This is a genomic window from Mycolicibacterium baixiangningiae, assembly GCF_016313185.1.
GTDB lineage: Bacteria > Actinomycetota > Actinomycetes > Mycobacteriales > Mycobacteriaceae > Mycobacterium > Mycobacterium baixiangningiae.
In genome coordinates this window covers 3,421,627-3,446,738 of record NZ_CP066218.1, presented here as the reverse complement: position 1 = coordinate 3,446,738, position 25,112 = coordinate 3,421,627, and the positions used below count along the sequence as shown (strand labels likewise).

General features: G+C 69.6%; 26 protein-coding genes. 20 read left to right on the top strand and 6 right to left on the bottom strand.

Features of this window, described 5'->3' with window-relative positions; translation table 11 throughout:
• Nucleotides 1–69 precede the first annotated feature (69 nt).
• The 7 genes from I7X18_RS16120 to I7X18_RS16090 all read left to right on the top strand — a co-directional run bounded on the left by I7X18_RS16120 (nt 70) and on the right by I7X18_RS16090 (nt 7,321).
• The gene (locus I7X18_RS16120) at nt 70–912 is read left to right on the top strand and encodes a DUF3097 domain-containing protein (RefSeq protein WP_193043079.1); all 843 of its coding nucleotides are present in this window, start codon (nt 70–72) and stop codon (nt 910–912) included.
• Between the two features lie 17 nt (nt 913–929).
• Nucleotides 930–2,267: a replication-associated recombination protein A gene (locus I7X18_RS16115; protein ID WP_193043078.1), complete on the top strand. Its 1,338-nt coding sequence runs from the start codon at nt 930–932 to the stop codon at nt 2,265–2,267.
• A 76-nt stretch (nt 2,268–2,343) separates the two neighbouring features.
• The gene (locus I7X18_RS16110) at nt 2,344–2,691 is read left to right on the top strand and encodes an ArsR/SmtB family transcription factor (protein ID WP_193043077.1); all 348 of its coding nucleotides are present in this window, start codon (nt 2,344–2,346) and stop codon (nt 2,689–2,691) included.
• The gene (locus I7X18_RS16105) at nt 2,688–3,164 is read left to right on the top strand and encodes an SRPBCC family protein (protein WP_193043076.1); all 477 of its coding nucleotides are present in this window, start codon (nt 2,688–2,690) and stop codon (nt 3,162–3,164) included. Before I7X18_RS16110 ends, I7X18_RS16105 begins: the two co-directional genes overlap by 4 nt.
• Nucleotides 3,165–3,392: 228 nt before the next feature.
• Nucleotides 3,393–4,493: a type III polyketide synthase gene (locus tag I7X18_RS16100; RefSeq protein ID WP_193043075.1), complete on the top strand. Its 1,101-nt coding sequence runs from the start codon at nt 3,393–3,395 to the stop codon at nt 4,491–4,493.
• Nucleotides 4,494–4,502: 9 nt separating this feature from the next.
• Complete coding sequence (locus I7X18_RS16095) at nt 4,503–5,048, top strand: isoprenylcysteine carboxyl methyltransferase family protein (RefSeq protein WP_193043074.1); 546 nt, start codon at nt 4,503–4,505, stop codon at nt 5,046–5,048.
• A gap of 29 nt (nt 5,049–5,077) precedes the next feature.
• Nucleotides 5,078–7,321 (top strand): MMPL family transporter, encoded by a 2,244-nt coding sequence (locus tag I7X18_RS16090; protein WP_193043945.1) that lies wholly within the window; start codon nt 5,078–5,080, stop codon nt 7,319–7,321.
• Here the strand turns inward: I7X18_RS16090 and mbtM are convergent.
• The 3 genes from mbtM to I7X18_RS16075 form a co-directional block, all read right to left on the bottom strand.
• A complete protein-coding gene (mbtM, locus tag I7X18_RS16085; protein ID WP_193043073.1) occupies nt 7,287–8,870 on the bottom strand; it encodes a long-chain-fatty acid--ACP ligase MbtM in 1,584 nt (527 codons plus the stop codon). The genes I7X18_RS16090 and mbtM overlap by 35 nt on opposite strands.
• A 256-nt stretch (nt 8,871–9,126) precedes the next feature.
• Nucleotides 9,127–9,438: a GlsB/YeaQ/YmgE family stress response membrane protein gene (locus I7X18_RS16080; RefSeq protein ID WP_193043072.1), complete on the bottom strand. Its 312-nt coding sequence runs from the start codon at nt 9,436–9,438 to the stop codon at nt 9,127–9,129.
• A gap of 79 nt (nt 9,439–9,517) precedes the next feature.
• The gene (locus tag I7X18_RS16075; protein WP_193043071.1) at nt 9,518–10,138 is read right to left on the bottom strand and encodes an antibiotic biosynthesis monooxygenase; all 621 of its coding nucleotides are present in this window, start codon (nt 10,136–10,138) and stop codon (nt 9,518–9,520) included.
• Between the two features lie 121 nt (nt 10,139–10,259).
• On the opposite strand from I7X18_RS16075, the gene I7X18_RS16070 reads away from it, so the two are divergent.
• The 6 genes from I7X18_RS16070 to I7X18_RS16045 all read left to right on the top strand — a co-directional run bounded on the left by I7X18_RS16070 (nt 10,260) and on the right by I7X18_RS16045 (nt 16,426).
• Nucleotides 10,260–10,661: a secondary thiamine-phosphate synthase enzyme YjbQ gene (locus tag I7X18_RS16070; protein ID WP_193043070.1), complete on the top strand. Its 402-nt coding sequence runs from the start codon at nt 10,260–10,262 to the stop codon at nt 10,659–10,661.
• 87 nt (nt 10,662–10,748) lie between these two features.
• Complete coding sequence (gene alaS, locus I7X18_RS16065) at nt 10,749–13,442, top strand: alanine--tRNA ligase (protein ID WP_193043069.1); 2,694 nt, start codon at nt 10,749–10,751, stop codon at nt 13,440–13,442.
• 6 nt (nt 13,443–13,448) lie between these two features.
• Nucleotides 13,449–13,955, top strand: a complete 507-nt coding sequence (gene ruvX, locus I7X18_RS16060) for a Holliday junction resolvase RuvX (RefSeq protein WP_193043068.1) — start codon at nt 13,449–13,451, stop codon at nt 13,953–13,955.
• Entirely contained in the window at nt 13,948–15,195 is a 1,248-nt protein-coding gene (locus tag I7X18_RS16055; protein WP_193043067.1) for an endolytic transglycosylase MltG, read from the top strand. Before ruvX ends, I7X18_RS16055 begins: the two co-directional genes overlap by 8 nt.
• A complete protein-coding gene (locus I7X18_RS16050) occupies nt 15,185–15,991 on the top strand; it encodes a shikimate dehydrogenase (RefSeq protein WP_193043066.1) in 807 nt (268 codons plus the stop codon). The genes I7X18_RS16055 and I7X18_RS16050 overlap by 11 nt, the downstream gene beginning before the upstream one ends.
• A 9-nt stretch (nt 15,992–16,000) precedes the next feature.
• The gene (locus tag I7X18_RS16045) at nt 16,001–16,426 is read left to right on the top strand and encodes a prepilin peptidase (protein WP_232375254.1); all 426 of its coding nucleotides are present in this window, start codon (nt 16,001–16,003) and stop codon (nt 16,424–16,426) included.
• Nucleotides 16,427–16,445: 19 nt separating this feature from the next.
• Here I7X18_RS16045 and I7X18_RS16040 read toward each other — a convergent pair whose 3' ends face one another.
• A complete protein-coding gene (locus I7X18_RS16040; protein ID WP_193043065.1) occupies nt 16,446–17,471 on the bottom strand; it encodes an NADPH:quinone reductase in 1,026 nt (341 codons plus the stop codon).
• A gap of 88 nt (nt 17,472–17,559) precedes the next feature.
• Here I7X18_RS16040 and aroC point away from each other — a divergent pair, with 88 nt between their 5' ends.
• From aroC to aroQ, 4 genes are read left to right on the top strand one after another with little or no spacing between them, the layout of a single operon-like run.
• The gene (gene aroC, locus I7X18_RS16035) at nt 17,560–18,774 is read left to right on the top strand and encodes a chorismate synthase (RefSeq protein WP_193043064.1); all 1,215 of its coding nucleotides are present in this window, start codon (nt 17,560–17,562) and stop codon (nt 18,772–18,774) included.
• Complete coding sequence (locus tag I7X18_RS16030) at nt 18,774–19,481, top strand: shikimate kinase (protein ID WP_193043063.1); 708 nt, start codon at nt 18,774–18,776, stop codon at nt 19,479–19,481. The genes aroC and I7X18_RS16030 overlap by 1 nt, the downstream gene beginning before the upstream one ends.
• Nucleotides 19,478–20,560 (top strand): 3-dehydroquinate synthase, encoded by a 1,083-nt coding sequence (gene aroB / locus I7X18_RS16025; RefSeq protein WP_193043062.1) that lies wholly within the window; start codon nt 19,478–19,480, stop codon nt 20,558–20,560. Before I7X18_RS16030 ends, aroB begins: the two co-directional genes overlap by 4 nt.
• Complete coding sequence (aroQ, locus tag I7X18_RS16020) at nt 20,557–20,994, top strand: type II 3-dehydroquinate dehydratase (RefSeq protein WP_193043061.1); 438 nt, start codon at nt 20,557–20,559, stop codon at nt 20,992–20,994. The genes aroB and aroQ overlap by 4 nt, the downstream gene beginning before the upstream one ends.
• On the opposite strand, the gene I7X18_RS16015 is transcribed toward aroQ, so the two are convergent.
• On the bottom strand, nt 20,991–21,566 hold the full coding sequence (locus I7X18_RS16015) for a B-4DMT family transporter (protein ID WP_193043060.1): 576 nt from the start codon (nt 21,564–21,566) through the stop codon (nt 20,991–20,993). The two genes, aroQ and I7X18_RS16015, sit on opposite strands and share 4 nt — an antisense overlap.
• 33 nt (nt 21,567–21,599) lie before the next feature.
• Between I7X18_RS16015 and I7X18_RS16010 the strand changes: the two genes are divergently transcribed.
• The 3 genes from I7X18_RS16010 to nusB are packed head-to-tail and all read left to right on the top strand — an operon-like array spanning nt 21,600 to nt 23,796.
• Complete coding sequence (locus tag I7X18_RS16010) at nt 21,600–22,715, top strand: aminopeptidase P family protein (RefSeq protein WP_193043059.1); 1,116 nt, start codon at nt 21,600–21,602, stop codon at nt 22,713–22,715.
• 14 nt (nt 22,716–22,729) lie between these two features.
• Nucleotides 22,730–23,293 carry an elongation factor P gene (gene efp, locus I7X18_RS16005; protein WP_193043058.1) on the top strand — a complete coding sequence of 188 codons (564 nt, stop codon included), beginning with the start codon at nt 22,730–22,732 and terminating at the stop codon, nt 23,291–23,293.
• A 2-nt stretch (nt 23,294–23,295) separates the two neighbouring features.
• Nucleotides 23,296–23,796, top strand: coding sequence for a transcription antitermination factor NusB (gene nusB, locus I7X18_RS16000; RefSeq protein WP_193043057.1), 501 nt, complete (start codon nt 23,296–23,298; stop codon nt 23,794–23,796).
• A gap of 35 nt (nt 23,797–23,831) precedes the next feature.
• Here nusB and I7X18_RS15995 read toward each other — a convergent pair whose 3' ends face one another.
• Entirely contained in the window at nt 23,832–25,049 is a 1,218-nt protein-coding gene (locus I7X18_RS15995; protein WP_193043056.1) for a serine hydrolase domain-containing protein, read from the bottom strand.
• Between the last annotated feature and the right edge of the window lie 63 nt (nt 25,050–25,112).

Genomic DNA, 25,112 nt, shown 5'->3' with positions numbered 1-25,112 from the left:
CGCCGGGGCAACACGCGGGGGAGACCTTCGGCCCGGAACGCCGTCACCGACACGCTTTAGGATCACCCGGTGACCGATCGCTATGGCCGGGACGTGCTGGCCCGCAATCCCCATGCGCCGAAACGCGTGCGCTCCACCGAGCAACCCGTCGAGGCGGGCATGGTGGTCGAAGACGCGCAATCCGGTTACGTCGGCGCGGTGGTGCGCGTGGAGACGGGCCGGGTCGAACTGGAGGACCGCCACGGCCGCGTTCGGGCGTTCCCGCTGGGCCCCGGCTTCCTCCTCGACGGCCGTCCGGTGATCCTCACCGCACCGCGGCGCGCACCCGCAGCGGCCGCGCGCACCGCCTCGGGTTCGGTCGCCGTGGCGGGTGCGCGCGCGAAGGTGGCGCTGGCGAGCCGCATCTACGTCGAAGGTCGCCACGACGCCGAACTCGTCGAACAGGTCTGGGGTGACGACCTGCGCATCGAGGGGGTCGTCGTCGAATACCTCGGCGGCGTGGACGATCTGACCGCGATCGTCGAAGAGTTTCGTCCCGGACCAGGTCGCCGGCTCGGTGTGTTGGTCGACCACCTGGTCACCGGCTCCAAGGAGTCGCGTATCGCCGAAGCGGTGCGCCGCGGCCCGTACGGGGCGCACACGCTGGTGGTCGGGCACCCCTTCATCGACATCTGGCAGGCGGTGAAACCGGCCCGGCTGAACATGGCGGCGTGGCCGTCGGTGCCCCGCGGCGTGGACTGGAAGCACGGGGTGTGCGCGGCGCTGGGCTGGCCGCACGACAGTCAGGCCGACATCGCCCGGGCGTGGCAGCGCATCCGCGGCAGCGTCCGCGACTGGACGGATCTTGAGCCCGAACTGATCGGCCGCGTCGAGGAGCTCATCGATTTCGTGACGGCGCCCGCGTCGCGGTGACGTGGTAAGCACAAGACGTGTCCGACTCGCTCTTCGATCTGCCCGGTGAGGGTGACGGGCCGGCGTCCGGCGCACCGGCGTCCGCACCGCTGGCGGTGCGCATGCGCCCCGCCGGCCTCGACGAGGTGGTCGGCCAGGAACACCTGCTGAAGCCCAATTCGCCGCTGCGCCGCCTGGTGGAGGGCTCCGGGGCCGCCTCGGTGATCCTCTACGGTCCGCCCGGCACCGGCAAGACCACGCTGGCCTCGCTGATCTCACACGCGACCGGTCGCCGCTTCGAGGCGCTCTCGGCGCTGTCGGCGGGGGTGAAAGAAGTCCGCGCCGTCATAGAGAGCGCTCGTCAAGGCGTCCTCAGGGGCCATCAGACCGTCCTGTTCATCGACGAGGTGCACCGCTTCTCCAAGACGCAGCAGGACGCGCTGCTGGCGGCGGTGGAGAACCGCATCGTCCTGCTGGTCGCGGCGACCACCGAGAATCCGTCGTTCTCGGTGGTGGCGCCACTGCTCTCGCGGTCGCTGATCCTGCAGTTGCAGCCGCTGACCCCGGACGACATCGCCGCGGTGGTGCGCCGCGCGGTCGCCGATCCGCGCGGGCTCGGCGACACTGTCGAGGTCAGCGACGATGCGGTCGATCTCATCGTCCAGTTGTCGGCCGGTGACGCGCGCCGGGCGCTGACGGCGCTGGAGGTCGCGGCCGAGTCGGCCGCGGCGGCCGACGGGCGCGTGACCGTGGACATCGTCGAACAGTCCCTCGACAAGGCCGCCGTGCGCTATGACCGCGACGGCGACCAGCACTACGACGTCGTCAGCGCGTTCATCAAATCGGTCCGCGGTTCGGACGTCGATGCGGCGCTGCACTACCTCGCGCGGATGCTGGTGGCGGGGGAGGACCCCCGGTTCATCGCGCGCCGACTGATGATCCTCGCCAGCGAGGACATCGGCATGGCCGATCCGACCGCGTTGCCCACCGCGGTCGCCGCGGCCCAGACGGTGCAGCTGATCGGATTGCCCGAGGCGCAGCTGACCTTGGCGCACGCCACCGTTCATCTGGCCACCGCCGCGAAGTCCAACGCGGTCACCACGGCCCTGGGCGCGGCGATGAACGACGTCCGCAACGGAAAAGCGGGGCAGGTGCCCGCGCACCTGCGAGACGGCCACTATTCCGGTGCCGCCAAGCTCGGCAACGCCGTCGGCTACGTCTACTCCCATGACCACCCCGACGGTGTTGTGCGGCAGCAGTATTCACCTGACGAACTCGTGGGGGTGGATTACTACCGGCCCACCGGCCGTGGCGCCGAACGCGAGATCAGCAGTCGCCTCGAACGGCTGCGCGCCATCATCCGCAAGCGGCGCTGACGTTCCCTTGACACGGGTGCGGCGGAGTCTTACCGTCGTAGTCAACAAAAGCGTTTATCAAGGATATAGTTGACTTATGGAAGTCGACGAGCGGTTGGATCGAGCCTTCATGGCGCTCGCCGATCCGGTGCGGCGGGCCATCGTCGCCCGGCTGGCGCGGGGGCCTGCCACGGTCAACGAACTCGCCGAACCGTTCGCCATCACCAAACAAGCGGTGTCGCGGCATATCTCGGTCCTCGAGCAGGCGGGTCTGGTCACGCGGACCCGCGACGCACAGCGCCGCCCGGTGCATCTCGACGCCGCCGCCCTCGAGCGGCTGACCGGGTGGATCGACCGGTACCGCCTCGACGCCGAACGTAACTACCGCCGGCTGGACGCCCTGCTGGCGGGCACGGCCGACACCCAACAGGAAGGACGCACATGAACAAGGCACTCGATCTCGTCGCGCCGGTGGACACACTGGCCATGGACTACACCCGGGACTTCGACGCCCCTGTGGCAGCGCTGTTTCGCGCGCATGCCGAACCGGATCTGGTCCGGCAGTGGCTCGGTCCGTACGGTCTCGAGATGTCCATCGAGCGGTGGGATTTCCGCACCGGCGGCGGCTACCGCTATCTGCACTCCGACGACAACGGCACGTATGCGTTCAACGGCGTCTTCCACACGGTGCGCGACGATCTGGTGATCCAGACCTTCGAGTTCGAGGGCGCACCGGACATGGTCAACATCGAGTTCATGTGGTTCGAGGACCTCGGTGATCGGCGCAGCAGGCTGCGGGGCCGCTCGATCTGCCCGAACACCGACGCACGCGACGCGCTGCTGAGCTCGGGCATGGAAGGTGGCATGACGGAGGGCTACGAACGGCTCGACACATTGCTGCCGTCGATTTCCCACTGAAAGGCGTGAGCGCACAGTTCCCTGCCATCGAGTCCGCAGTGACAATTCAGCTAATCCACCATTTCTGTGACATTGCGAATTCCATTGTCAGATTCGAAGAATTCTGCCAGAAACCATCTGTGAACTGGTGTTATACGCCTTCTGTAGGTTGATTTCCCGCCGTTGTCTCATATTTCACGATGGCGGTTGACGGGGTATCCAAATCGAAGCGCGGCCGTTTGATCGGGTATGACAGATACCGCAGTTTTCGCCCCGGTGAGTTCCACCGCCACAGCCCACCGGGGTGCCCCCCGGATCGCTGGGACGGCCATGGCCTTCACCTCCAACCGACACACCCAGGAGGAGGTGGCACGTGAACTCACCGAGTTCGCCGACCCCGCCTTCGCCCGCTTCGCCCGCACCAGCGGCGTCGAGTACCGAAGCCTGGCGCTGCCACTGCACCGCTATCCGACGCTGACCGGCTTCACCGAAGCCAACGCTGCCTACGTCGAGGTGGCGGACCAACTGGGTGAACGCGCCGTCCGGTCGGCCCTCGACGCGGCAGGCATCAGACCCGACCAGGTCGATGCGATCATCGCGGTGTCGAGCACCGGTGTGGCCGTGCCGACCATCGACGCCACCATCTGTTCCCGCCTGGGATTCCGTCCCGACGTGAAACGCATACCGCTGTTCGGGCTGGGATGCGTGGCCGGCGCGGCCGGACTGGCACGCGTCCACGACTATCTGCGGGGCTACCCCGACCACGTCGCCGTCCTGCTCTCGGTGGAACTGTGCTCGCTCACCCTGCAGCGTGACGACATGTCCATCCCCGCGTTGATCGGGCTGTGTCTGTTCGGTGACGGCGCCGCCGCGGTCGTGGCGACCGGAGCCGACCGGGCCTCGTCGGACGGACATCGCGCACCGCGCGTACTCGCCACCCGGAGCAGGCTGTTCCCCGGCACGGCCGACGTCATGGGCTGGAACATCAGCTCCAGCGGATTCCAACTCGTACTGTCGCGCGACGTGCCGAAGATGGCCGATGATCACCTCAGCGACGAGGTCGACCGGTTCCTCGCCGACCACGGCCTCACCACCGCCGACATCTCCACGTGGGTCTGCCACCCGGGCGGACCCAAGGTGCTCGAAGCGATCCAGGGTGCGGTCGGCATGCCCGCCGAGGCGCTGCGGCACAGCTGGGATTCCCTGCGCGACTACGGGAACATCTCGTCGGCGTCGGTGCTCGACGTGCTGGGCCGCACCCTCGCCGAACGACCGGCCGAGGGATCGTTGGGGCTCATGCTGGCGATGGGTCCCGGGTTCAGCTTCGAACTGCTCCTGCTGAGTTGGTGAGGAACGCCCATGTATTACCTGTTCATCCTCGCCGTCGGTGTCGAGCGGCTGCTGGAGCTCGTGGTGGCCCGCCGGAATGCGAAGTGGTCGATGGCCAACGGCGGCAGAGAATTCGGGCGTGGTCACTATCCGGTCATGGTGGCCATGCACACACTGCTGCTGGTGTCGTGCATCGTCGAGGTCTGGGGCGCGCACCGGCCCTTCATCCCCTGGCTGGGCTGGACGATGGTGGCCGTCGTGGTGGCCAGCACCGGTGTCCGCTGGTGGTGTGTGTCGGTGCTCGGCAAGCACTGGAACCCGCGGCTGATCGTCATCCCCGGCGCCGAGTTGGTTCGGCGCGGCCCCTACCGGTGGGTGCATCATCCCAACTACGCCGCGGTCGTCGCGGAGGTGGCGGCGCTACCGCTGATTCACTCGGCGTGGGTCACCGCGATCGTGTTCAGCATCGCCAACGTGTTGGTGCTCAACGTCCGCATCCGCGCCGAGAACGTCGCGCTGGGATACGCGACGGCTGTGACGGAACAGTCGGTAGGCCACCATGCGAAGCCGGGATGAGGCACGATGTCGCCGTGCCCCAGCGTGGCGTGTTGGCCCGGATCGCCGCCGTCTCCCTGGCAGCACCGCGGCGCATCATCGCGGCCGCACTGCTGGCAGCGGTGGCCGCGGCGGTGTTCGGGGTCCCGGTCGCCGGGAAACTGGCGGCCGGCGGTTTCGAGGACCCTGCGGCCGAATCCTCCCGTGCCGCAGCGCTGCTCGCCGAGCGGTTCGACCAGGGGGACGCCCAGCTGCTCATCACGGTCACCTCACCGAGGGGAGCGACCGCGGACGCCGCCCGCGCGGTGGGCACCGAGATCGTGGACACGCTGCGCAGCTCACCGCACGTCGCGTCGGTGACGTCCGCGTGGACCGCGACCGGTCCCGCCGCGCGGGAGTTGTTCAGCGAGGACGGCCGCACGGGCCTGGTGGTCGCCGGAGTCACCGGAGGTGAGGCGAATAGCGACCGCTACGCCGAACAACTCGTCGACGCCATCGGAGGGGAGCGGGTCGACCGCGACGGCGTGACGGTGCGGGCCGGCGGCGTCGCGATGGTCAACAACCAGATCACCGCCCAGACCCGGCGAGACCTGCTGGTGATGGAGTCGATCGCGATCCCGTTCAGCTTCCTGGTCCTGGTCTGGGTGTTCGGGGGACTGCTGGCCGCCGCGGTCCCGGTGGGTGTCGGCGTGATCGGGATCGTCGGATCGCTCGCGGTGCTGCACCTCATCACGTTCTTCACCGACGTGTCGATCTTCGCGCTGAATCTGTGCATGGCCATGGGGCTCGCCCTGGCGATCGACTACACGCTGTTGATGGTGAGCCGTTATCGCGACGAGCTGGCCGCCGGCGCCGGGCGCGACGCCGCGCTGACCCGCATGATGGCGACCGCGGGCCGGACCGTCGTGTTCTCCGCGACCACGGTCGCGCTGCCGATGCTCACGATGGTGCTGTTCCCGATGTACTTCCTCAAGTCGTTCGCGTACGCCGGGGTGGCGACGGTCGTCTTCGCGGCGCTGGCCGCCCTGGTGCTCACCCCGGCGGCGATCGCGGTGCTCGGCGATCGCATCGATGCCCTCGACGTGCGGCGGTTCGGTCGGCGGCTGCTACGCCGGCCCGAGCCGACGCCCGTGCCGGTGGATCGCCAATGTTGGTACCGCTCAACGAAATTCGTGATGCGGCGCGCCGTGCCGATCGGATTGACCGGCATCGCGCTGCTGGTGCTGCTCGGCGTGCCGTTCCTCGGGGTGCGGTGGGGCCTGCCCGACGACCGCGTCCTGCCGCACTCGGCGTCGGCGCACGAGGTCGGTGACCAGTTGCGCACGGAGTTCGCCGGCGACCCGGCCACGGCGGTCAGCGTGGTGATCCCCGACGCGGGCGGGGTGAGCGACAGCGCGCTCAGTCGCTACGCCGCCGACCTGTCACGCGTGGCGGATGTGTCGTCGGTGTCGGCGCCGTCGGGCACCTATGCGGACGGACTGCGGACCGGTCCGCCGACGGCGGCCACCGGCGTGCGCGAAGGGAGCGCATTCGTCACGGTGTCCACCGATGCGCCGCTGTTCTCGGATCGGTCCGAAGCGCAACTCGATGCCCTGCACGCGGTGGCCGGACCCGACGGCCGGTCGGTCGAGTTGGCCGGCGTCGCACCGAGCAACCGCGACAGCGTCGCCGCCATCACCTCGCGCCTGCCGCTCGTGCTCGGGCTGATCGCCCTGTCCACGTTCTGCCTGCTGTTCCTGTTGACGGGCAGCGTGGTGCTCCCGCTCAAAGCGCTGGCACTCAACGTGCTCTCGCTCAGCGCGGCGTTCGGGGCCATGGTCTGGATCTTCCAGGAGGGCCACCTCGGCGGGCTGGGCACGACGTCCACCGGGACACTCGTCGCCAACATCCCGGTGTTGCTGTTCTGCATCGCGTTCGGGCTGTCGATGGACTACGAGGTGTTCCTGATGTCGCGGATCCGCGAGTTCTGGCTGGCGTCCGCGCGCACCGCGGCCGACGTGACCGAGAGTGTCGCGCTCGGGTTGGCACGCACCGGCCGGGTCGTCACCGCGGCCGCGCTGGTGATGTCGATCAGCTTCGCCGCACTCATCGCCGCGAACGTGTCGTTCATGAGGATGTTCGGACTGGGCTTGAGCCTGGCGGTGCTCGCCGACGCCACGCTGGTGCGGATGGTGCTGGTGCCCGCGTTCATGCGGGTTCTGGGGCGGTGGAACTGGTGGTCGCCGAAACCGTTGGCGCGCTTACACGACAGGATCGGGATCAGCGAGACGACCCGCCTTCCAGGGTCTGCTTGACCGCCAGGCGGCGCAGCTTGCCCGACGACGTGCGCGGCAGCGAGCCCGGTTTGACGAACACCACATCCGAGGGCACCACACCGCACTGAGACGCCACCTGCTGTACCAGTTCGGTGCGCGCGCCGGCCTCGTCGGGGCCGCGGAACTCCGCGGTGATCACCAGACCCGGCCGGATCGACCCTTCGCCGGTACCGACCGCGACGACCGCACCTTCGCGTACCCCCGGCACCTGGGCGGCCACGCGCTCCACCTCGGCGGGGAAGATGTTGCGTCCGGCCACTGTGATGAGCTCCTTGGCCCGGCCACACACCACCAGGCCGCCGTCGGTGAAGTAACCGAGATCGCCGGTGGGGAACCAGCTCCGGGGATCGAGCGGGTCGTCGCCAACGTAACCGGACATCATCGAGGATCCTCGGATCTCGACCTCGCCGACGTCCCGACCGGACACGCCGGATTCCCCATCGCGGGGCGAGATGCGGACCTGCATGCCCGCAATCGCGTGGCCCAGCACCGCATGCCTGCGGACCGACCGCCCGTTGCCGGTGACGACCGCCACCTCGTCGGTGAGCAACCCGGCGCCGGTCGCCGGAACCGTGACCGCACATGTCGACTCGGCCAGACCGTACGACGGCGCCAACGCGCCGGTGGAGAAGCCGAAGCGCGCCATCTCGGTGGCGAACAGTGCGGTCAACTCGCAGTCGACCGGCTCGCCGCCGTTGAGCGCGACGCGAAGGTGCGACAGGTCGACGCCCGTGACGCGGCGCGCGTACTTGCCGATCATGCCGAACGCCATGTTGGGTGCCGCGGTGATGCTCGCCCGGCTGTCGCTGAGCCAGGTCAGCCAGCGGAACGGCGACGCCTGGAACGCCGTCGTGGGGGCCTGCCAGGTCTCGACGCCCGCGAGCGCCCCGGACAGCAGGAAGCTCAACCCCATGTCGTGATACAGCGGCAGCCACGAACACCCGACGTCGCCCGGTCGCACTTCGGTGCGGGCATTGATGCCGGTGAGGTTCGCCAGCACGGCATCCGGTGACAACCGCACCGTGCGAGGCGTGCCGGTGGAACCCGCGGTTCCCTGCAGGATCGCGACGTCACCGGACGGCGTCGGCGCCTCGAACGGTCCCGATCGTGCCTGCCCGGCCCACCCCGTCATGTCGTCGACCACCGCCACGGCGTCGGCCGCGCGCAGCTGCTCGAGGTAGGTGCCCTGGCTCAGCACGTGGCTGACGCCTGCGCCGGCGAAGCGGGCCAGCGTGCTGTGCGCCCACTGGTCGGCCGCGGCGCCGCGGACCGGACCCGGGAGCACAGAGACGCCCCGGCCGGCGAGGAAGGCTCCGATGATCGACGCGACGAACTCGACGGTCGGTTCGCCGACGACGCCGACGGCCGACGCGTCTGTGTCGCCGATACGCGCTGCGACGTTCGTCGACCGCGCGTGCACCTCGGGCCACGGGTACCGCTGCCAGGCTCCGCTCTCGCGGTCGAGCAGCACGAGATCGGTACCGGCGCCGGTCATGGAATCGGTCAGCGCCGATGCCAGAGAGTTCATCGCCGAATCCTGGCTGACGGTCGGCAGCTAATCTGGAGACATTCGCTGGATGTGCAGTGGGTGTGCTCACGGGAAGCGGTCGGGGTAGTCCTCGGCGTCACGCAGGCACAGTACAACGCGGCGGTAAGTAAGGCTATCCTGACTCGTCGCCCAGGTGGCGGAGGTCATAGCGGACGGCCGAATCAGCGCATTGTGGGGAAGCGCCGACAATGCGAAGCCCGGCCGACAGGCGTCGGCCGGGCTCGCGGGGGCTCGATCAGCGCATCATGCCGGAGCGCCGGCCGCCGCCCACCGCACCGCCGCGGCGGCGACCCATGAGCGCAGCCACGAGGGCCACACCGACCATGGCGACGACGATCTGGACCAACAACTCCAGCCAGTCGACGCCGCGGGTCGCGGTCGGGATGCCGATGGCGCGGGCGACCGCTGTGCCGATCAGGGCCGACACGATGCCGACCAGGATGGTCACGATCATGCCGATGCTCTGCCTGCCTGGCAGGAACAGACGTGCGAGGGCACCGACGACGATGCCGATGATGATTGCGCTGATAATGCCGGTGACTGTCATGGCTCCTCCAGGAGGTGTGGGTGCAGCGGAGGTACCCGGCCGCGAACCGCAATAAACGGTCGCGTCAATCGCATGGGCGTCAGGCCATTTCGGGAACGCGCAGGCTCGCGATGGCCAGCTCGAACTCGCCGACGTCGAGTTGGTCGGCGCCGAGGTCGCGCAAGCGGGCGGTGCGTAGCGAGCGGGCCTGGTCCCGGTTGCGGTTCATCGCCCCCATGGTGTCGAACGACGCCGAGGAAACGGCCCGCCCGGACGTGCGGTCGATCATCAGGCTGGCGCTGCAGAACCCCGCGAGTTCCTCGATCGAGGGCAGCACCTCGGAACGGTAGAACGCGACCGCCTGGTCGAACTGCTCGGGACGGGCCTTGAGCCACGTCGCCCGCACCCCGGCCCCGGCACCCGCCCGGTGTGCGCGGTGCAGCACCGCGATCTCCCACTCCTCGACCAGCGCCGCGCCACCGAAGACCTCGGCGGCACGCTCGCGCACCGGTCGCACCCGCTCCGCGGCGTCGCGCATCGCCTCGGCCGACTCCCAGGCGGTGGTCGCGATGCAGCGGTGCGATTCACGATCCACCAACAGGGACAGTCCGACACAGCCGTCCATGTCTCGCAGGGCGGGCATCACGGCGTTGCGTATGTGGGCGATGCCCGCGTCCACGGCGCCCGGCCGTGCCTCGATTGTGGTTGTGCGTGCGAACACAGCCTCACCCCCTTTCGGGTGACGGGCAGCGCCCCGGTGGCGCCACCGGTTCACCCCTCACTGTCCTCCGCCGGATCGGGCGGGGCAATGGCGTGCGGGGGCGGCTCGTACGCTGGGCGCCATGGACACCGATGTGATCGATGTCGACACCTCCCGCCACCGCATCGTCGATCTGACCGATGCCGTTCGGTCGTTCTGCGCGCAGCGCCGGGACGGCCTGTGCAACGTGTTCGTGCCGCACGCCACCGCGGGGGTGGCGCTCATCGAGACCGGGTCGGGATCCGACGACGACCTCCTCGACACGCTCGAGCGGTTGCTCCCGCGCGACGACCGCTATCGGCACTCACACGGTTCGGCGGGGCACGGCGCCGACCACGTGCTCCCCGCACTGGTGTCGCCGTCGGTGACAGTTCCGGTGCAGGCCGGCGAACCGCTGCTGGGGACGTGGCAGAGCGTGGTGCTCGTCGACCTCAACCGGGACAATCCGCGCCGTACGGTGCGGTTGAGCTTCCTGACGGCGTGAGCACGGTCGTCGGCGCTACGGCGCGACGACGGCGGCGGGTACTGTAGATCGGTCGAATTACCCGACCTTGATAAGGATGCCTCAGACGTGCAGACACACGAGATCAGGAAGCGCTTCCTCGATCACTTCGTGAAAGCGGGCCACACCGAGGTGCCGAGCGCCTCGGTGATCCTCGACGACCCCAACCTGCTGTTCGTCAACGCCGGCATGGTGCAGTTCGTCCCCTACTTCCTGGGCCAGCGCACACCGCCGTGGGACCGCGCGGTCAGCGTGCAGAAGTGCATCCGGACGCCCGACATCGACGAGGTCGGCATCACCACCCGGCACAACACGTTCTTCCAGATGGCGGGCAACTTCTCCTTCGGCGACTACTTCAAGAAGGGCGCCATCGAATTCGCCTGGACCCTGCTGACCAATCCGCAGGACCAGGGCGGCTACGGCTTCGATCCCGAAAAGATCTGGGCGACGGTCTATCTCGACGACGACGAAGCCATCAGCCTCTGGCAGGAAGTGGCCGGGTTGCCGCTGGAGCGCATCCAGCGCCGCGGAATGGCCGACAACTACTGGTCGATGGGGATCCCCGGACCGTGCGGCCCGTCGTCGGAGATCTACTACGACCGCGGACCGGAATACGGCATCGACGGCGGACCCGAGGCCAACGAGGACCGCTACATCGAGATCTGGAATCTCGTGTTCATGCAGAACGAGCGCGGTGAGGGCACCTCGAAATCGGACTTCGAGATCCTCGGGCCGTTGCCCCGCAAGAACATCGACACCGGCATGGGTGTCGAGCGGGTCGCCTGCCTGCTCCAGGACGTGGACAACGTCTACGAGACCGACCTGCTGCGCCCCGCGATCGACCTGGTCGCCGGTATCGCTCCGCGCGGGTACGGGCGCGGCAACCACTCCGACGACGTGCGCTACCGGATCATCGCCGATCACAGCCGCACCGCGGCGATCATCATCGGCGACGGCGTCAGCCCCGGTAACGAGGGACGCGGCTACGTGCTGCGCCGCCTGCTGCGCCGCATCATCCGGGCCGCCAAGCTGCTCGGTGTCGAACAGCCGATCATGGCCGAGCTGATGGTGACCGTGCGCGACGCGATGAGTCCGTCGTATCCCGAGCTGGGCAGGGACTTCGACCGCATCCAGCGCATCGCGGTCGCCGAGGAGACCGCGTTCAACCGGACGCTGGCGTCGGGGTCGCGGCTGTTCGACGACGCCGCCCGCACCACGAAGTCCTCCGGGGCCACCGTGCTGTCGGGGACCGACGCGTTCACGCTGCACGACACGTACGGCTTCCCCTTCGAACTCACCCTCGAGATGGCCGCCGAGGCCGGGCTGAGCGTCGACGAAGAAGGCTTCCGCGGGTTGATGGCCGAGCAGCGGCAGCGTGCCAAGGCCGACGCCGCCGCCCGCAAACAGGCGCACACCGACCTCACCGCCTACCGCGATCTGGTCGACACCCACCCCACCCAGTTCACCGGCTTCGACGAGTTGACCACCGAGGCGCGGATCCTCGGGATCTTCGTCGACGGCAGGCGGGTGCCCGTCGTCGGCCACGACACCGCCACCGCCCAGCACCGCATCGAACTCGTCCTCGACCGCAGCCCGTTCTACGCAGAATCCGGCGGCCAGATCGCCGACGAGGGCACGATCACCGGAACCGGGGCCTCGCAAACCGCCAAGGCCGCGGTCTCCGACGTCCAGAAGATCGCCAAGACGCTGTGGGTGCACCGGGCCACCGTCGAATCCGGCGAGTTCGTCGAAGGCGACACCGTGGTGGCGGCGGTCGACCCGCGCTGGCGCCACGGCGCCACCCAGGGCCACTCCGGCACCCACATGGTGCACGCCGCGCTGCGGCAGGTCCTCGGCCCGAACGCGGTCCAGGCCGGTTCGCTCAACCGGCCCGGCTACCTGCGCTTCGATTTCAACTGGCAGGGCGCGCTGAACGAAGACCAGCGTTCACAGATCGAAGAGGTGACCAACCAGGCCGTCGAGGCCGACTTCGAGGTGCACAGCTTCACCACCGACCTGGAGAAAGCCAAGTCGATGGGCGCGATGGCGCTGTTCGGCGAGGCCTATCCCGACGAGGTGCGGGTGGTCGAGATCGGCGGCCCGTTCTCGCTGGAACTGTGCGGCGGCACCCACGTGCGCAACTCCGCGCAGATCGGCCCGGTGACGATTCTCGGTGAGTCGTCGGTCGGTTCCGGCGTGCGCCGCGTCGAGGCCTACGTCGGTCTGGACTCGTTCCGGCACCTGGCCAAGGAGCGTGCACTGATGGCCGGGCTCGCCTCGACGCTGAAAGTGCCGTCCGAAGAGGTCCCCGCCCGGGTGGCCGGCCTCGTCGAGCGCCTGCGCGCCGCGGAGAAGGAACTCGACAGGATGCGGCTGGCGAATGCGCGCGCGGCGGCGGTCAACGCCGTCGCCGGAGCCGAGCATGTCGGTAAGGTCCGACTCGTGGCGCAGCGGATGGCCGGCGGGATGTCGGCGGGCGATCTGCGGACGCTCGTCGGCGACATCCGCGGCAAGCTGGGCAGCGAACCGGCGGTCGTCGCGCTGATCGCCGAGGGCGAGAACGACACCGTGCCGTTCGTGGTGGCGGTCAACGCGGCCGCCCAGGACCTCGGGCTGCGGGCGAACGAACTGGTCAAGCCGTTCGGCGCGGTGGTCAACGGCCGTGGGGGCGGCAAGGCGGATCTGGCGCAGGGTTCCGGTAAGGGGGCGGCGGGCATCGACGCGGCATTGGCTGCGCTGCGTGCCGAGATCGACAGGAGCTAACCTCCCGTGACCGATAACGATCACCGCCTCCCGGACCGCCCCGGAGAGGGCGACCCGGGCCGCGGACGGCGCCTCGGGATCGACGTCGGCAGCGTACGGATCGGCGTCGCCAGCAGCGACCCCGACGGCGTGCTGGCCACCCCGGTGGAGACCGTGCGCCGGGAACGATCGGACCGCCACCTCCGCCGACTGGTTCAGTTGGTGGACGACCTCGAGGCGGTCGAGGTGATCGTGGGGTTGCCGCGCACCCTGGCCGATCGCACCGGGCCTGCGGCCCACGACGCCATCGACGTCGCCGAGGCGCTGGCTCGGCGGATCGCACCGGTTCCGGTGCGGATGGCCGACGAACGACTCACCACCGTGTCCGCGCAGCGTTCGCTGCGCGAGGCCGGCGTCCGCGCCAAGGGGCAGCGGGCGATGATCGACCAGGTCGCGGCGGTGGGCATTTTGCAGAGCTGGCTGGATCAGCGGCGCGCGGCACTCGCCGCGCCCGGAGAGGGCGGGCATGGCTGAGGACTGGCGTCACGACCGAGCGGAACCGGTGGCGGTGGGACCGCCCCGGCGCGGGATGAGCCGTTCGGACCGGATGCGTCTGGAGCGCAGCCGCAAGAAGCGCCGCACGGCCGGTGTGCTGTCCCTCGGGCTGCTCATCGTGGTCGTGGTCGGCGCGGTCTTCCTCGGATCGAAGCTGTGGCACAACATGTTCGGCGGCAACAGCAACGACTTCGCCGGTGACGGCGTGAGCGACGTGGTGATCCAGGTGCACGACGGCGACTCGACGACGGCCATCGGCCAGACGTTGCACGACAACAACGTCGTGGCGACGGTCAAGGCGTTCGTCGACGCGGCGTCGGGCAACTCCGGGATGACCGCGATCCAGCCCGGTTTCTACAAGGTGCGCACCGAGATACCCGCGGCGAGCGCAGTCGACCGGCTGACCGATCCGCAGAGCCGGGTCGGCAGGCTGGTCATCCCCGAAGGGCGACAGCTCGACGACATCTCCGACGTCAAGACCAACGCCGTCACCGAAGGGATCTTCACGCTGATCTCCCAGGCGACCTGCGTGGATCTCGACGGCCAGCAGCGGTGCGTGCCGGCCGACCAACTCAAGCAGGTCGCCGGGACAGCGACGCCCGCATCGCTTGCCGTGCCCGAGTGGGCCGTCCAACCCGTCGAGGCAATGGGCGACGACCACCGCCGCATCGAGGGGCTGATCGCCCCGGGCGCGTGGAACATCGACCCGTCGGCGACGCCGCAGGACATCCTCGCAACGCTGATCCGGTCGAGCGGAAACCAGTACGCGCAAGGCGGTCTGCTCGAGACGGCGACGGCGATGAACATGTCGCCGTATCAGGTACTCACGGTCGCGTCGCTGGTGCAGCGCGAGTCCAATCCGGAGGATTTCACGAAGGTCGCCCGCGTCATCTACAACCGGCTGGCCGAGAACCGCACGCTCGAATTCGACTCGACGGTCAACTATCCGCTGGACCGCATCGAGATCGCCACCACCGACGGTGACCGCGCACAGCTGACCCCGTGGAACACCTATGTGCGGCCCGGGCTGCCCGCCACCCCGATCTGCTCGCCGAGCCAGCCGGCGCTCATTGCGGCGGAGACGCCCGCGGCCGGCGACTGGCTGTACTTCGTCACCATCGACCTTCAGGGCACCACCGTGTTCACCCGGGACTACAACCAGCACCTGGCCAATATCGAACTGGCGCAGCGCAACGGCGTCCTCGACAGTGCAAGGTAGGGCTCGCAGGGCAGCCGTTCTCGGTTCGCCGATCGCCCACTCCCGCTCACCCCAGCTGCACCTCGCGGCCTACCGGGCCCTGGGGCTTTGGGACTGGACGTACGACCGCATCGAGTGCACGGCCGAACAGCTGCCCGCGCTGGTGAGCGGGTTCGGCCCGGAGTGGGTCGGGGTGTCGGTGACGATGCCGGGCAAGTTCGCCGCGCTGCGCTTCGCCGACGAACGCACCGCCCGTGCCGAATTGGTCGGATCGGCCAACACTCTGGTGCGCACCGCCGAAGGGTGGCGCGCCGACAACACCGACGTCGACGGCGTCACAGGCGCGCTCGGCGCGGTGAGCGGTCCGGCGCTCGTGGTCGGCTCGGGCGGCACCGCCCCCGCCGCCGTCGTCGCGCTGACCGAACTCGGCACCTCCCGGCTCACGATCGCGGCCCGTAGCCAGGCCAGGGCGGCGCCGTTGGTCGACCTGGCGGAGCGCCTCGGCGTTCCCGCGCAGTGGTGCCATCTGGACGCCGCGGAACTCGCCGGGGTGGCTGCAGATGCGGGCACCGTCGTCAGCACCGTCCCCGCCGACGTCGCCGAGCGGTATGCGGGAACGCTCGCGGGCGCACCGGTGCTGCTCGATGCGATCTACGATCCGTGGCCCACGCCGTTGGCGGCGGCGGTGCAGGCCGCCGGGGGACGGGTGATCTGCGGTCTGCAGATGCTGCTGCATCAGGCCTTCGCGCAGGTCGAGCAGTTCACCGGCCGGCCCGCACCCAAAGAGGCGATGAGGGCGGCGCTGCAGACCGCTTAGCCTCGATCGGTGGGGGAGTTGGCGTTCGGTGCAGTGGCCGCCTGGCTCGTCGCGCTGAGCGTGTACGACCTGCGGCGGCGACGCCTGCCGAACTGGCTGACGCTGCCCGGCGCCGCGGTCGTGCTGGGTGCCGCGGCTTTCGCGGGCTGCGGCGGACCTGCCGCGGCCGGTGCGGCGGCGTTGTTCGTGCTCTACGCGGCGGTGCATCTTCTCGCTCCGGCCGCAATGGGGGCGGGTGATGCGAAGCTCGCACTCGGGGTCGGCGGGCTGACCGGCGCCTTCGGTCCCGATGTCTGGCTGCTGGCTGCCATGGCGGCGCCCGTGCTCACCGCCGGGTGCGCGCTGGTGGCGCTGACGCGGCGCGGGGGCACGGTGCCCCACGGCCCGTCGATGTGCGCGGCGAGCGCGGTCGCGGTCGCCTTGGTGGTGGTCTGAACGGCGCTGCGCGCGAACGTTATTCGCTCACCTGAACGAGCACCTTGCCGGTCACCCCGCTCTCGACTGCATCGTGGGCGGCCGCGGTCTCTTCGAGCGGGAAGTAGTGCAGCGGCAACCCCGCGCTCTCGCCGACGCCCATCGCTCCGTCCCGCACCGCTGAGGCGACATCGTCGCGTCCGTTGGCCAATGCGTCGGCGCCGACGGTGTAGAGGACCAGGAACTGGTAGCGGGCGTTGACCCACATGTTCGGAATGATGTCGAGTTCGACGCTGTCCCCGCCGTCGTTGGCGTAGATCGCGATCGTCGCCCGGTTCGACATCACCGCCGCATCCAGCGCGGCGTTCTGTGCCGGCGCCACCTCCACGACGATGTCGACGCCGTCGGGGGCCACCTCCCGGATCGCCTTCGCGGTGTCGCCCGCCTTGTAGTTCACGATCTGGTGCGCGCCGGCCGCGGCCGCCAACGCCTCCTTTTCCGGCGTGCTCACGGTCGTGATCACGCGGGCGCCGGCCCACCGGGCCAGTTGGATGGCGGCATGGCCGACGGCTCCCGCGCCGCCGGCGACGAGCACCGTTGCTCCCTGCAGCGCTCCGGGTCGTAGCCGCGACGGCCAGCCTTCCGCCACCGTGAGAGCCCTGTGCGCGGTGATCGCGGGGACTCCGAGGCTTGCACCCACGTCGAAGCCGACGTCGTCGGGCAGTGGCACCACCGAGGCGACGGGCAGCACCACGTACTCCTGTGCCGTGCCGTCCGGGCGCTGAAGCTGCGCCATGAACACCCACACCCGGTCGCCGACGGACAGTTCCGAGACACCGGTGCCGACGGCGTCGACCACTCCGGCGCCGTCGTGATGCGGGACCACCTCGGGGAATTCGAGCTCGTCGCTGGGTGGCGCACCCTTGCGGTGTTTCCAGTCGGTGGGATTGACGCCGGAGACCACGATGCGGACCCGCACCTCCCCGGCGCCGGGGTCGGGGACCGGACGGTCTTGTAGCTGCAGTACGGAACTGTCTCCCGTTCGGGAGTAGGTGATCGCCTTCACGGGTCGCACAACCGGCGCGGCGCGCACGATGTTCCGCCCGGGTCGCCGGATTTAGTCGCCGACAGCGGGCCATGGGAAGATGGGACGCGTGTTGCGCTGGACGACTGCCGGGGAATCCCATGGCCGCGCGCTCGTGGCTGTGCTCGAGGGCATGGTCGCGGGCGTCTCTCTGACGACCGAGGACATCGGCGCGCAGCTGAGACGTCGCCGCCTGGGTTACGGCCGCGGCGCCCGGATGAAGTTCGAGCAGGACGAGATCACGATGCTCGGCGGTGTCCGGCACGGCCTCACGCTCGGCGGCCCCATCGCGATCGAGATCGGCAACACCGAGTGGCCCAAGTGGGAGACGGTGATGGCCGCCGACCCCGTGGACCCCGCCGAACTCGCCGAGATCGCCCGAAACGCGCCGCTGACCCGACCCCGGCCCGGCCACGCCGACTACGCCGGAATGCTCAAATACGGCTTCGACGACGCCCGCCCGGTGCTCGAGCGGGCGAGCGCCCGTGAGACCGCCGCACGCGTCGCCGCGGGCACCGTGGCTCGGTCCTTCCTGCGGCAGGCTCTCGGCGTCGAGGTGCTCTCGCATGTCATCTCCATCGGGGCGTCCACGCCGTACGACGGCCCGCCGCCGCAACCGGCCGACCTGGCCGCGATCGACGACAGCCCGGTCCGGGCATTCGGCGCGGCGGCAGAGAAGTCGATGATCGACGAGATCGAGGCCGCCAAGCGCGACGGCGACACACTCGGCGGTGTGGTCGAGGTGGTGGTGTCCGGGTTGCCGGTCGGCCTCGGCTCCTTCACCAGCGGCGACGACCGCCTCGACAGCCAGCTGGCCGCCGCGGCGATGGGCATCCAGGCCATCAAGGGCGTGGAGATCGGCGACGGTTTCGAGACCGCACGGCGCCGCGGCAGCGTCGCGCACGACGAGATCTACCCGGGACCCGACGGCATCATGCGGTCGACGAACCGCGCGGGCGGACTCGAGGGCGGGATGACCAATGGTCAACCGCTGCGCGTGCGTGCGGCGATGAAACCCATCTCCACGGTGCCGCGCGCGCTGGCGACCGTCGACATGGCCACCGGCGACGAAGCCGTTGCGATCCACCAGCGCTCCGATGTCTGCGCGGTGCCCGCCGCGGGTGTCGTCGTCGAGACGATGGTGGCGCTGGTGGTGGCCCGGGCGGCCCTGCAGAAGTTCGGGGGCGACTCGCTGCCCGAGACCCGCGCCAACGTGGCGTCCTACCTGCGGGCCGTGGCCGAGCGGGAGCCCGCCTCGGCGCAGCGGGCGCAGGCGTCGGGCTGATGGCGCCGCGGGCGGTACTGGTGGGCCTGCCCGGTTCGGGCAAGTCCACCATCGGCCGCCGCCTCGCGAAGGCGTTGGGCGTGAGCCTGCTCGACACCGATGCGGCCATCGAGGAGACCACCGGGCGCGCCATCGCCGACATCTTCGCCAACGACGGAGAGCAGGAGTTCCGCCGCATCGAGGAAGAGGTGATCCGCTCGGCGTTGGGGACCCACGACGGCGTGCTGTCGCTCGGCGGTGGCGCCGTCACCACCCCCGGTGTGCGCGAAGCGCTGGCCGGGCACACCGTGATCTATCTGGAGATCAGCGCCGCCGAAGGAGTGCGCAGGACGAGCGGCAGCACCGTGCGCCCGCTGCTGGCCGGCCCCGACCGCGCAGAGAAGTACAAGGCGCTGATGGATGCGCGCGTTCCGCTGTACCGGCGGGTGGCCACCATGCGGATCAACACCAACCGGCGCAACCCCGGCGCGGTGGTGCGCCTCATCGTCACCCGGCTGGAGAAGCCCGGCGAGCCCGCCACACCCGCCGCCCCGTCCAACCGGCCGCGGCGCCGTCGCCGCCCGCCGTGGCGTAAGGGTGCGCCGAGAGAACAAGCCACAGAACAGCAGCAGTTCGACGGTCCACCCACGCCCGCGGTGATGGCCGCCCGTAGAGCGGAGCGGGTGCCGGATGCCGACAGCGAAACGACCATGGAGAAGAACACGTGACAGAGCCGGTCACCGTCGACGTCCTCGTCGACCCGCCCTACCCGGTGATCATCGGCACCGGCCTGCTCGGCGAACTCGGCCGACTGCTCGAGGGCCGGCACAAGGTGGCGATCCTGCACCAGCCGACGCTCGCGGTGACCGCCGAAGCGATTCGAAGTCACCTGGCGGACAAGGGAATCGACGCCCATCGCATCGAGATCCCCGACGCCGAAGCGGGTAAGGACCTGCCGGTGGTGGGCTTCATCTGGGAGGTGCTCGGCCGCATCGGCGTGGGGCGCAAGGACGCGATCGTGAGCCTCGGCGGGGGAGCCGCCACCGACGTTGCCGGATTCGTCGCGGCGACGTGGCTGCGCGGCGTCGACATCGTCCACGTCCCGACGACGCTGCTCGGCATGGTCGACGCCGCGGTGGGCGGCAAGACCGGCATCAACACCGATGCGGGCAAGAACCTCGTCGGCGCATTCCATCAGCCCGCGGCGGTGCTGATCGATCTCGCAACCCTGGACACGTTGCCGCGCAACGAGATCGTCGCCGGAATGGCCGAGATCGTCAAAGCCGGCTTCATCGCCGACCCGCACATCCTCGACCTGATCGAGGCCGACCCCGAAGCCGCCCTCGATCCTGCGAAAGACGTTCTGCCGGAACTGATCCGGCGTGCCATCGCGGTCAAGGCCGAGGTGGTGGCCGCCGACGAGAAAGAGTCGGCGCTGCGCGAGATCCTCAACTACGGTCACACCCTGGCCCACGCGATCGAGCGCCGCGAGCGCTACCGGTGGCGCCACGGTGCGGCGGTGTCGGTCGGCCTGGTGTTCGCCGCCGAACTCGGCCGCCTCGCCGGGCGTCTCGACGACGACACCGCAGACCGGCACCGGTCGGTGCTCACCGCACTCGGCCTGCCGGTCGGCTACGACCCCGACGCCCTACCTCAGCTGCTGGAGTACATGGCCGGCGACAAGAAGAACCGCTCGGGTGTGCTGCGGTTCGTGGTGCTCGACGGCCTGGCGAAACCGGGCCGGCTCGAGGGGCCCGACCCGGCGCTGCTTGCCGCGGCCTACTCGGTGATCGGAGGCGACCGATGAGCGCCGCGCCGGCCGTCCGGGTGATCAACGGTCCCAACCTCGGCCGGCTGGGCCGTCGCGAACCCGACGTGTACGGCAGCACCACCCACGCCGACCTGGTGTCGATGATCGAGCAGGAGGCGGCCGGGCTCGGACTGACGGTGTCGGTGCGCCAGAGCGACAGCGAAGCCGAACTGATCGGCTGGATCCATGCGGCGGTCGATGCGGGCGAACCGGTCATCCTCAACGCCGGTGCGCTGACCCACACGTCGATCGCCCTGCGCGACGCCTGTGCAGAGCTGCGCGCACCCCTGATCGAAGTGCACATCTCCAACGTGCACCGTCGTGAGGAGTTCCGGCACCACTCGTACCTGAGCGGGGTCGCGACCGGCGTGATCGTCGGCCTGGGCGTGCAGGGCTACCTGCTGGCGCTGCGCTACCTCGCCGCGGGTTAGGCGCGCTGCTCCGGCGGCGCTTCGGTCGCCACCGGCGACGTCTGCTGCTGGGCGGTCGGGGAATCGTCCGATCCGCCGGGGCGCACCGCGGCGAACACATCGGTGTCGGTGCGGTCGTCGTCCTCACCCTCCCGACGGCGCGCCTGCTCAGGCGTCTTGCGGTCGACGAGCCAGCGGCCCAGCGCCACCCCCGCGAGCGCGAGCAGGAACGTCAGCAGCGCGGTGAACGCCGCGAACGTGGTGATCTCGTTGAGCAGGCCCTCGACGTAGAGGTTCTTGTAGAACATGCCGATGAACCAGGCGACCAGTCCGCTGACGATCCCCGCGAACAGACCGGCCAACAGCCATGTCATCGCCAGATCCGAGCGGCGGTCGGGGTCGGGGTTGCGCCGGGCGTCCTGACGGCCGTCGATGAACCCCCACAGGAACGCCACGATTGCGTAGGCGGCCACGAGAATGATGCTGATCGTCCCCGCCTTGGTCTCCCACGCGTTGATCATCGCTCCCTGCAGCAACCGGACGACCACCATCAGGGCTGCGAACACCAGTCCGCGCAGTAACCACTTGCTCATGGCGCAACAGCGTAGCGAGTAGCGTCAGCGGCTGTGACTCTTTCTCAGCGGAGAGACCGACTGCGGGACCGACTGGCCGCCGCCGAACTCGATGCGATGCTGGTCACAGACCTGGTCAACGTCCGATATCTGTCCGGGTTCACCGGTTCGAACGCGGCGCTGCTCATCCGCGTGTCCGAAACCACCCCGGTGCTGGCCACCGACGGCCGCTACCGAACCCAGGCTGCCAGCCAGTCACCCGGCGCCGAAGTGGTCATCGAGCGGGCCTGCGCTTCCTACCTGGCGGGCCGCGCCGCCGCCGACGGGGCGCGTCGTCTCGGCTTCGAGAGCCACGTCGTCACCGTCGACGGCCATCGCGGACTGCTCAAGGCCGCAGGCGACACCGAACTCGTCCGCGCACCCGGCACCGTCGAGGGGTTACGCGAGATCAAGGACGCCGGCGAGGTCGCGCTCCTGCGGCTGGCGTGCGAGGCCGCCGATGCGGCCCTGGCGGATCTGCTCGCCACCGGCGGCCTGCGGCCGGGCCGGACCGAGAAGCAGGTGCGCCGCGATCTGGAGGCGCTGATGCTCGACCACGGCGCCGACGGCCCGTCGTTCGAGACGATCGTCGCGGCCGGGGCCAACTCCGCGATCCCGCACCACCGGCCCACCGATGCCGTGCTCAACACCGGCGATTTCGTGAAGATCGACTTCGGGGCGCTGGTCAGCGGCTATCACTCGGATATGACGCGTACCTTCGTGCTCGGCCACGCGCAGGACTGGCAGCGCGAGATCTACGACCTGGTCGCCACCGCACAGCGTGCCGGCACGGAGGCGCTGGCGGCCGGGGTCACGCTGTCGGGAGTGGACGCCGCGTCGCGGCAGGTCATCGCCGACGCCGGATACGCCGAGAACTTCGGTCACGGCCTCGGGCACGGGGTGGGACTGCAGATCCACGAAGCGCCGGGAATCAACGCCGCGGCCGCCGGTACACTGCTTGCTGGCTCCGTGGTGACCGTGGAGCCCGGTGTCTATCTGCCCGACCGGGGCGGCGTCCGCATCGAGGACACGCTGGTCGTCGGCCCTGAAAGGGACCGGCAAACGGGCACGGGAACAGACACCCCCGACTTGCTCACCCGGTTCCCCAAGGAACTGGTCATCATCGATTAGGAGATTCACCCAACGTGGCATCGACCGCCGACTTCAAGAACGGGCTCGTCCTGCAAATCGACGGCCAACTGTGGCAGATCACCGAGTTCCAGCACGTCAAACCCGGTAAGGGCCCGGCCTTCGTGCGCACCAAGCTCAAGAACGTGGTGTCGGGCAAGGTCGTCGACAAGACCTACAACGCCGGTGTGAAGGTGGAGACCGCAACCGTCGACCGGCGCGACGCGACCTACCTGTACCGCGACGGCTCCGACTTCGTGTTCATGGACTCCGAGGATTTCGAACAGCACCCGCTGCCGGAGTCGCTGGTCGGCCGGCTCGCCGGCTTCCTCCTGGAGAGCATGCCGGTGCAGATCGCCTTCCACGACGGCACCCCGCTGTACCTGGAACTGCCGGTGACCGTCGAACTCCTGGTGGCCTCGACAGAGCCGGGCCTGCAGGGTGACCGCTCCAGCGCGGGCACCAAGCCGGCGACGCTGGAGACGGGCGCCGAGATCCAGGTCCCGCTGTTCATCAACACCGGCGACAAGCTCAAGGTCGACTCCCGCGACGGCAGCTACCTGGGTCGCGTCAACTCCTAGTCATGTCTGATCGCAAACCGGACCGGGGCCGCCATCAGGCCCGCAAACGCGCCGTCGACCTCCTGTTCGAGGCGGAGGCGCGCGGGTTGACCGCCGCCGAGGTCGCCACCTCGCGCAACAAGCTGGCGGGTACGCAGCCCGATGTGACAGCGCTGAACCCCTATACCGTCACCGTCGCACGCGGCGTCACCGAACACCGCGCCCACATCGACGACCTGATCTCGGCGCATCTGCACGGATGGACGCTCGACCGACTGCCCGCGGTGGATCGCGCCATCCTGCGGGTGGCGGTGTGGGAGCTGTTGCACGCCGACGATGTTCCCGAACCGGTCGCGGTCGACGAGGCCGTCGAACTGGCCAAACAGCTGTCCACCGACGATTCCCCCGGTTTCGTCAACGGCGTGCTCGGTCAGGTGATGTTGGTGACGCCGCAGATCCGGGCCGCCGACCAGGCGGTGCGGGGAACCGTCGGCGGCGGCGCGCAGGCCGGCGCGGACGGGTGACCCGGCGCCGCTGACCAGGACGGTCGGCGTGGCCGTCACAGCCCGAGCGCGGAATAGGTGCGTCGCACGAACTTCGGTTGCACCGACTGCAGTTTCATCAGCGACGTGTTGCCCGCGACCGCCGCGGCCGCGTCGGCACCGAAATTGGGCAGGTTCTGGATGAGGTAGACCAGGATCAGGTCCGCGCTGGGATCGGCCTGCCACCACGTGCCGTACGCGCCGGGCCAACTGAAGGTGCCGAGCCCGCCCGGCCCGAACAGCTGGCGCGACTTGGCCGGGTCGGTGACGACGGACAGGTTCAGCCCGAAACCCCGCCCCAGCCAGAACGGCATGCCCAGGAACGGCTGCTTCTTCTGCTCGGCGGTCAACCGGTCGGTGCGCATCAACTGCACGGATTCCTCGGAGAGCACCCGCGTCCCGTCGGTCTCGCCGCCGGCGAGCAGCATCCGGGCGAAGCGCAGATAGTCGTCGGCGGTGGAGAACAGGTTGGCCCCGCCCATGCAGAACGGCGGCGGGGTGGTGGGCGGCGGCCCCATGGCATCGTGGCTGAGCGTGTCGTCGCTGGTGAGCTTGTACATCGTCGCGACCCGCGCGCGGTTCTGCGGTGCCACGAAGAATGCGGTGTCGGCCATTCCCAGCGGCCCGAGGACGCGTTCGCTGAGCACCTCCTGCAGCGGCTTGCCCTCGATGCGCTCCAGCAGGATGCCGAGCACATCGGTGGCGTTGCTGTAGGTCATCATTTCGCCCGGCTGGTGCTGCAGGGGCAGGGCGCCGATCTCGGCGAGCCACGCATCAGGGTTCTGCTTGGCCGAGATCCTGCCGTACGCGCGCGCCAGCGGCCCGGTGACGGAGAAGAAGTAGGCCAGTCCGCTGCGGTGGGTCATCAGATCGTCGACGGTGATCTGCCTGCGCGCCGGGTGGGTTCTGTCGAGCGGGCCACCCGGGGTGTCGAGCACCTGCATATCGGCCAGCTCAGGCAGCCACGTGGTCACCGAGTCGGTCAGGGCCAACCGGCCCTGCTCGACCAGGCTCATGGCCGCCGCCACCGTGACCGGTTTGGTCATGGAGGCGATGCGGAAGATGGTGTCGCGCTGCATCGGCAGCTGCGCGCTGACGTCGCGGTGGCCGAGTTCGTTCACCTGCACCACCCGGCCTGCCTGCCACGCCAGCGTGACGGCGCCGGACAGCAGCCCGGCGTCGATCGCTTCACGGATGGACGCCTGGTTGCCAGCCAAATTCGCTACCGGATTCACCTGCCCAGGCTAGCCAGCGCGGAGACGGTGCCGCCGCGGTGGTAGTCTTCCGGCAGTTTGACA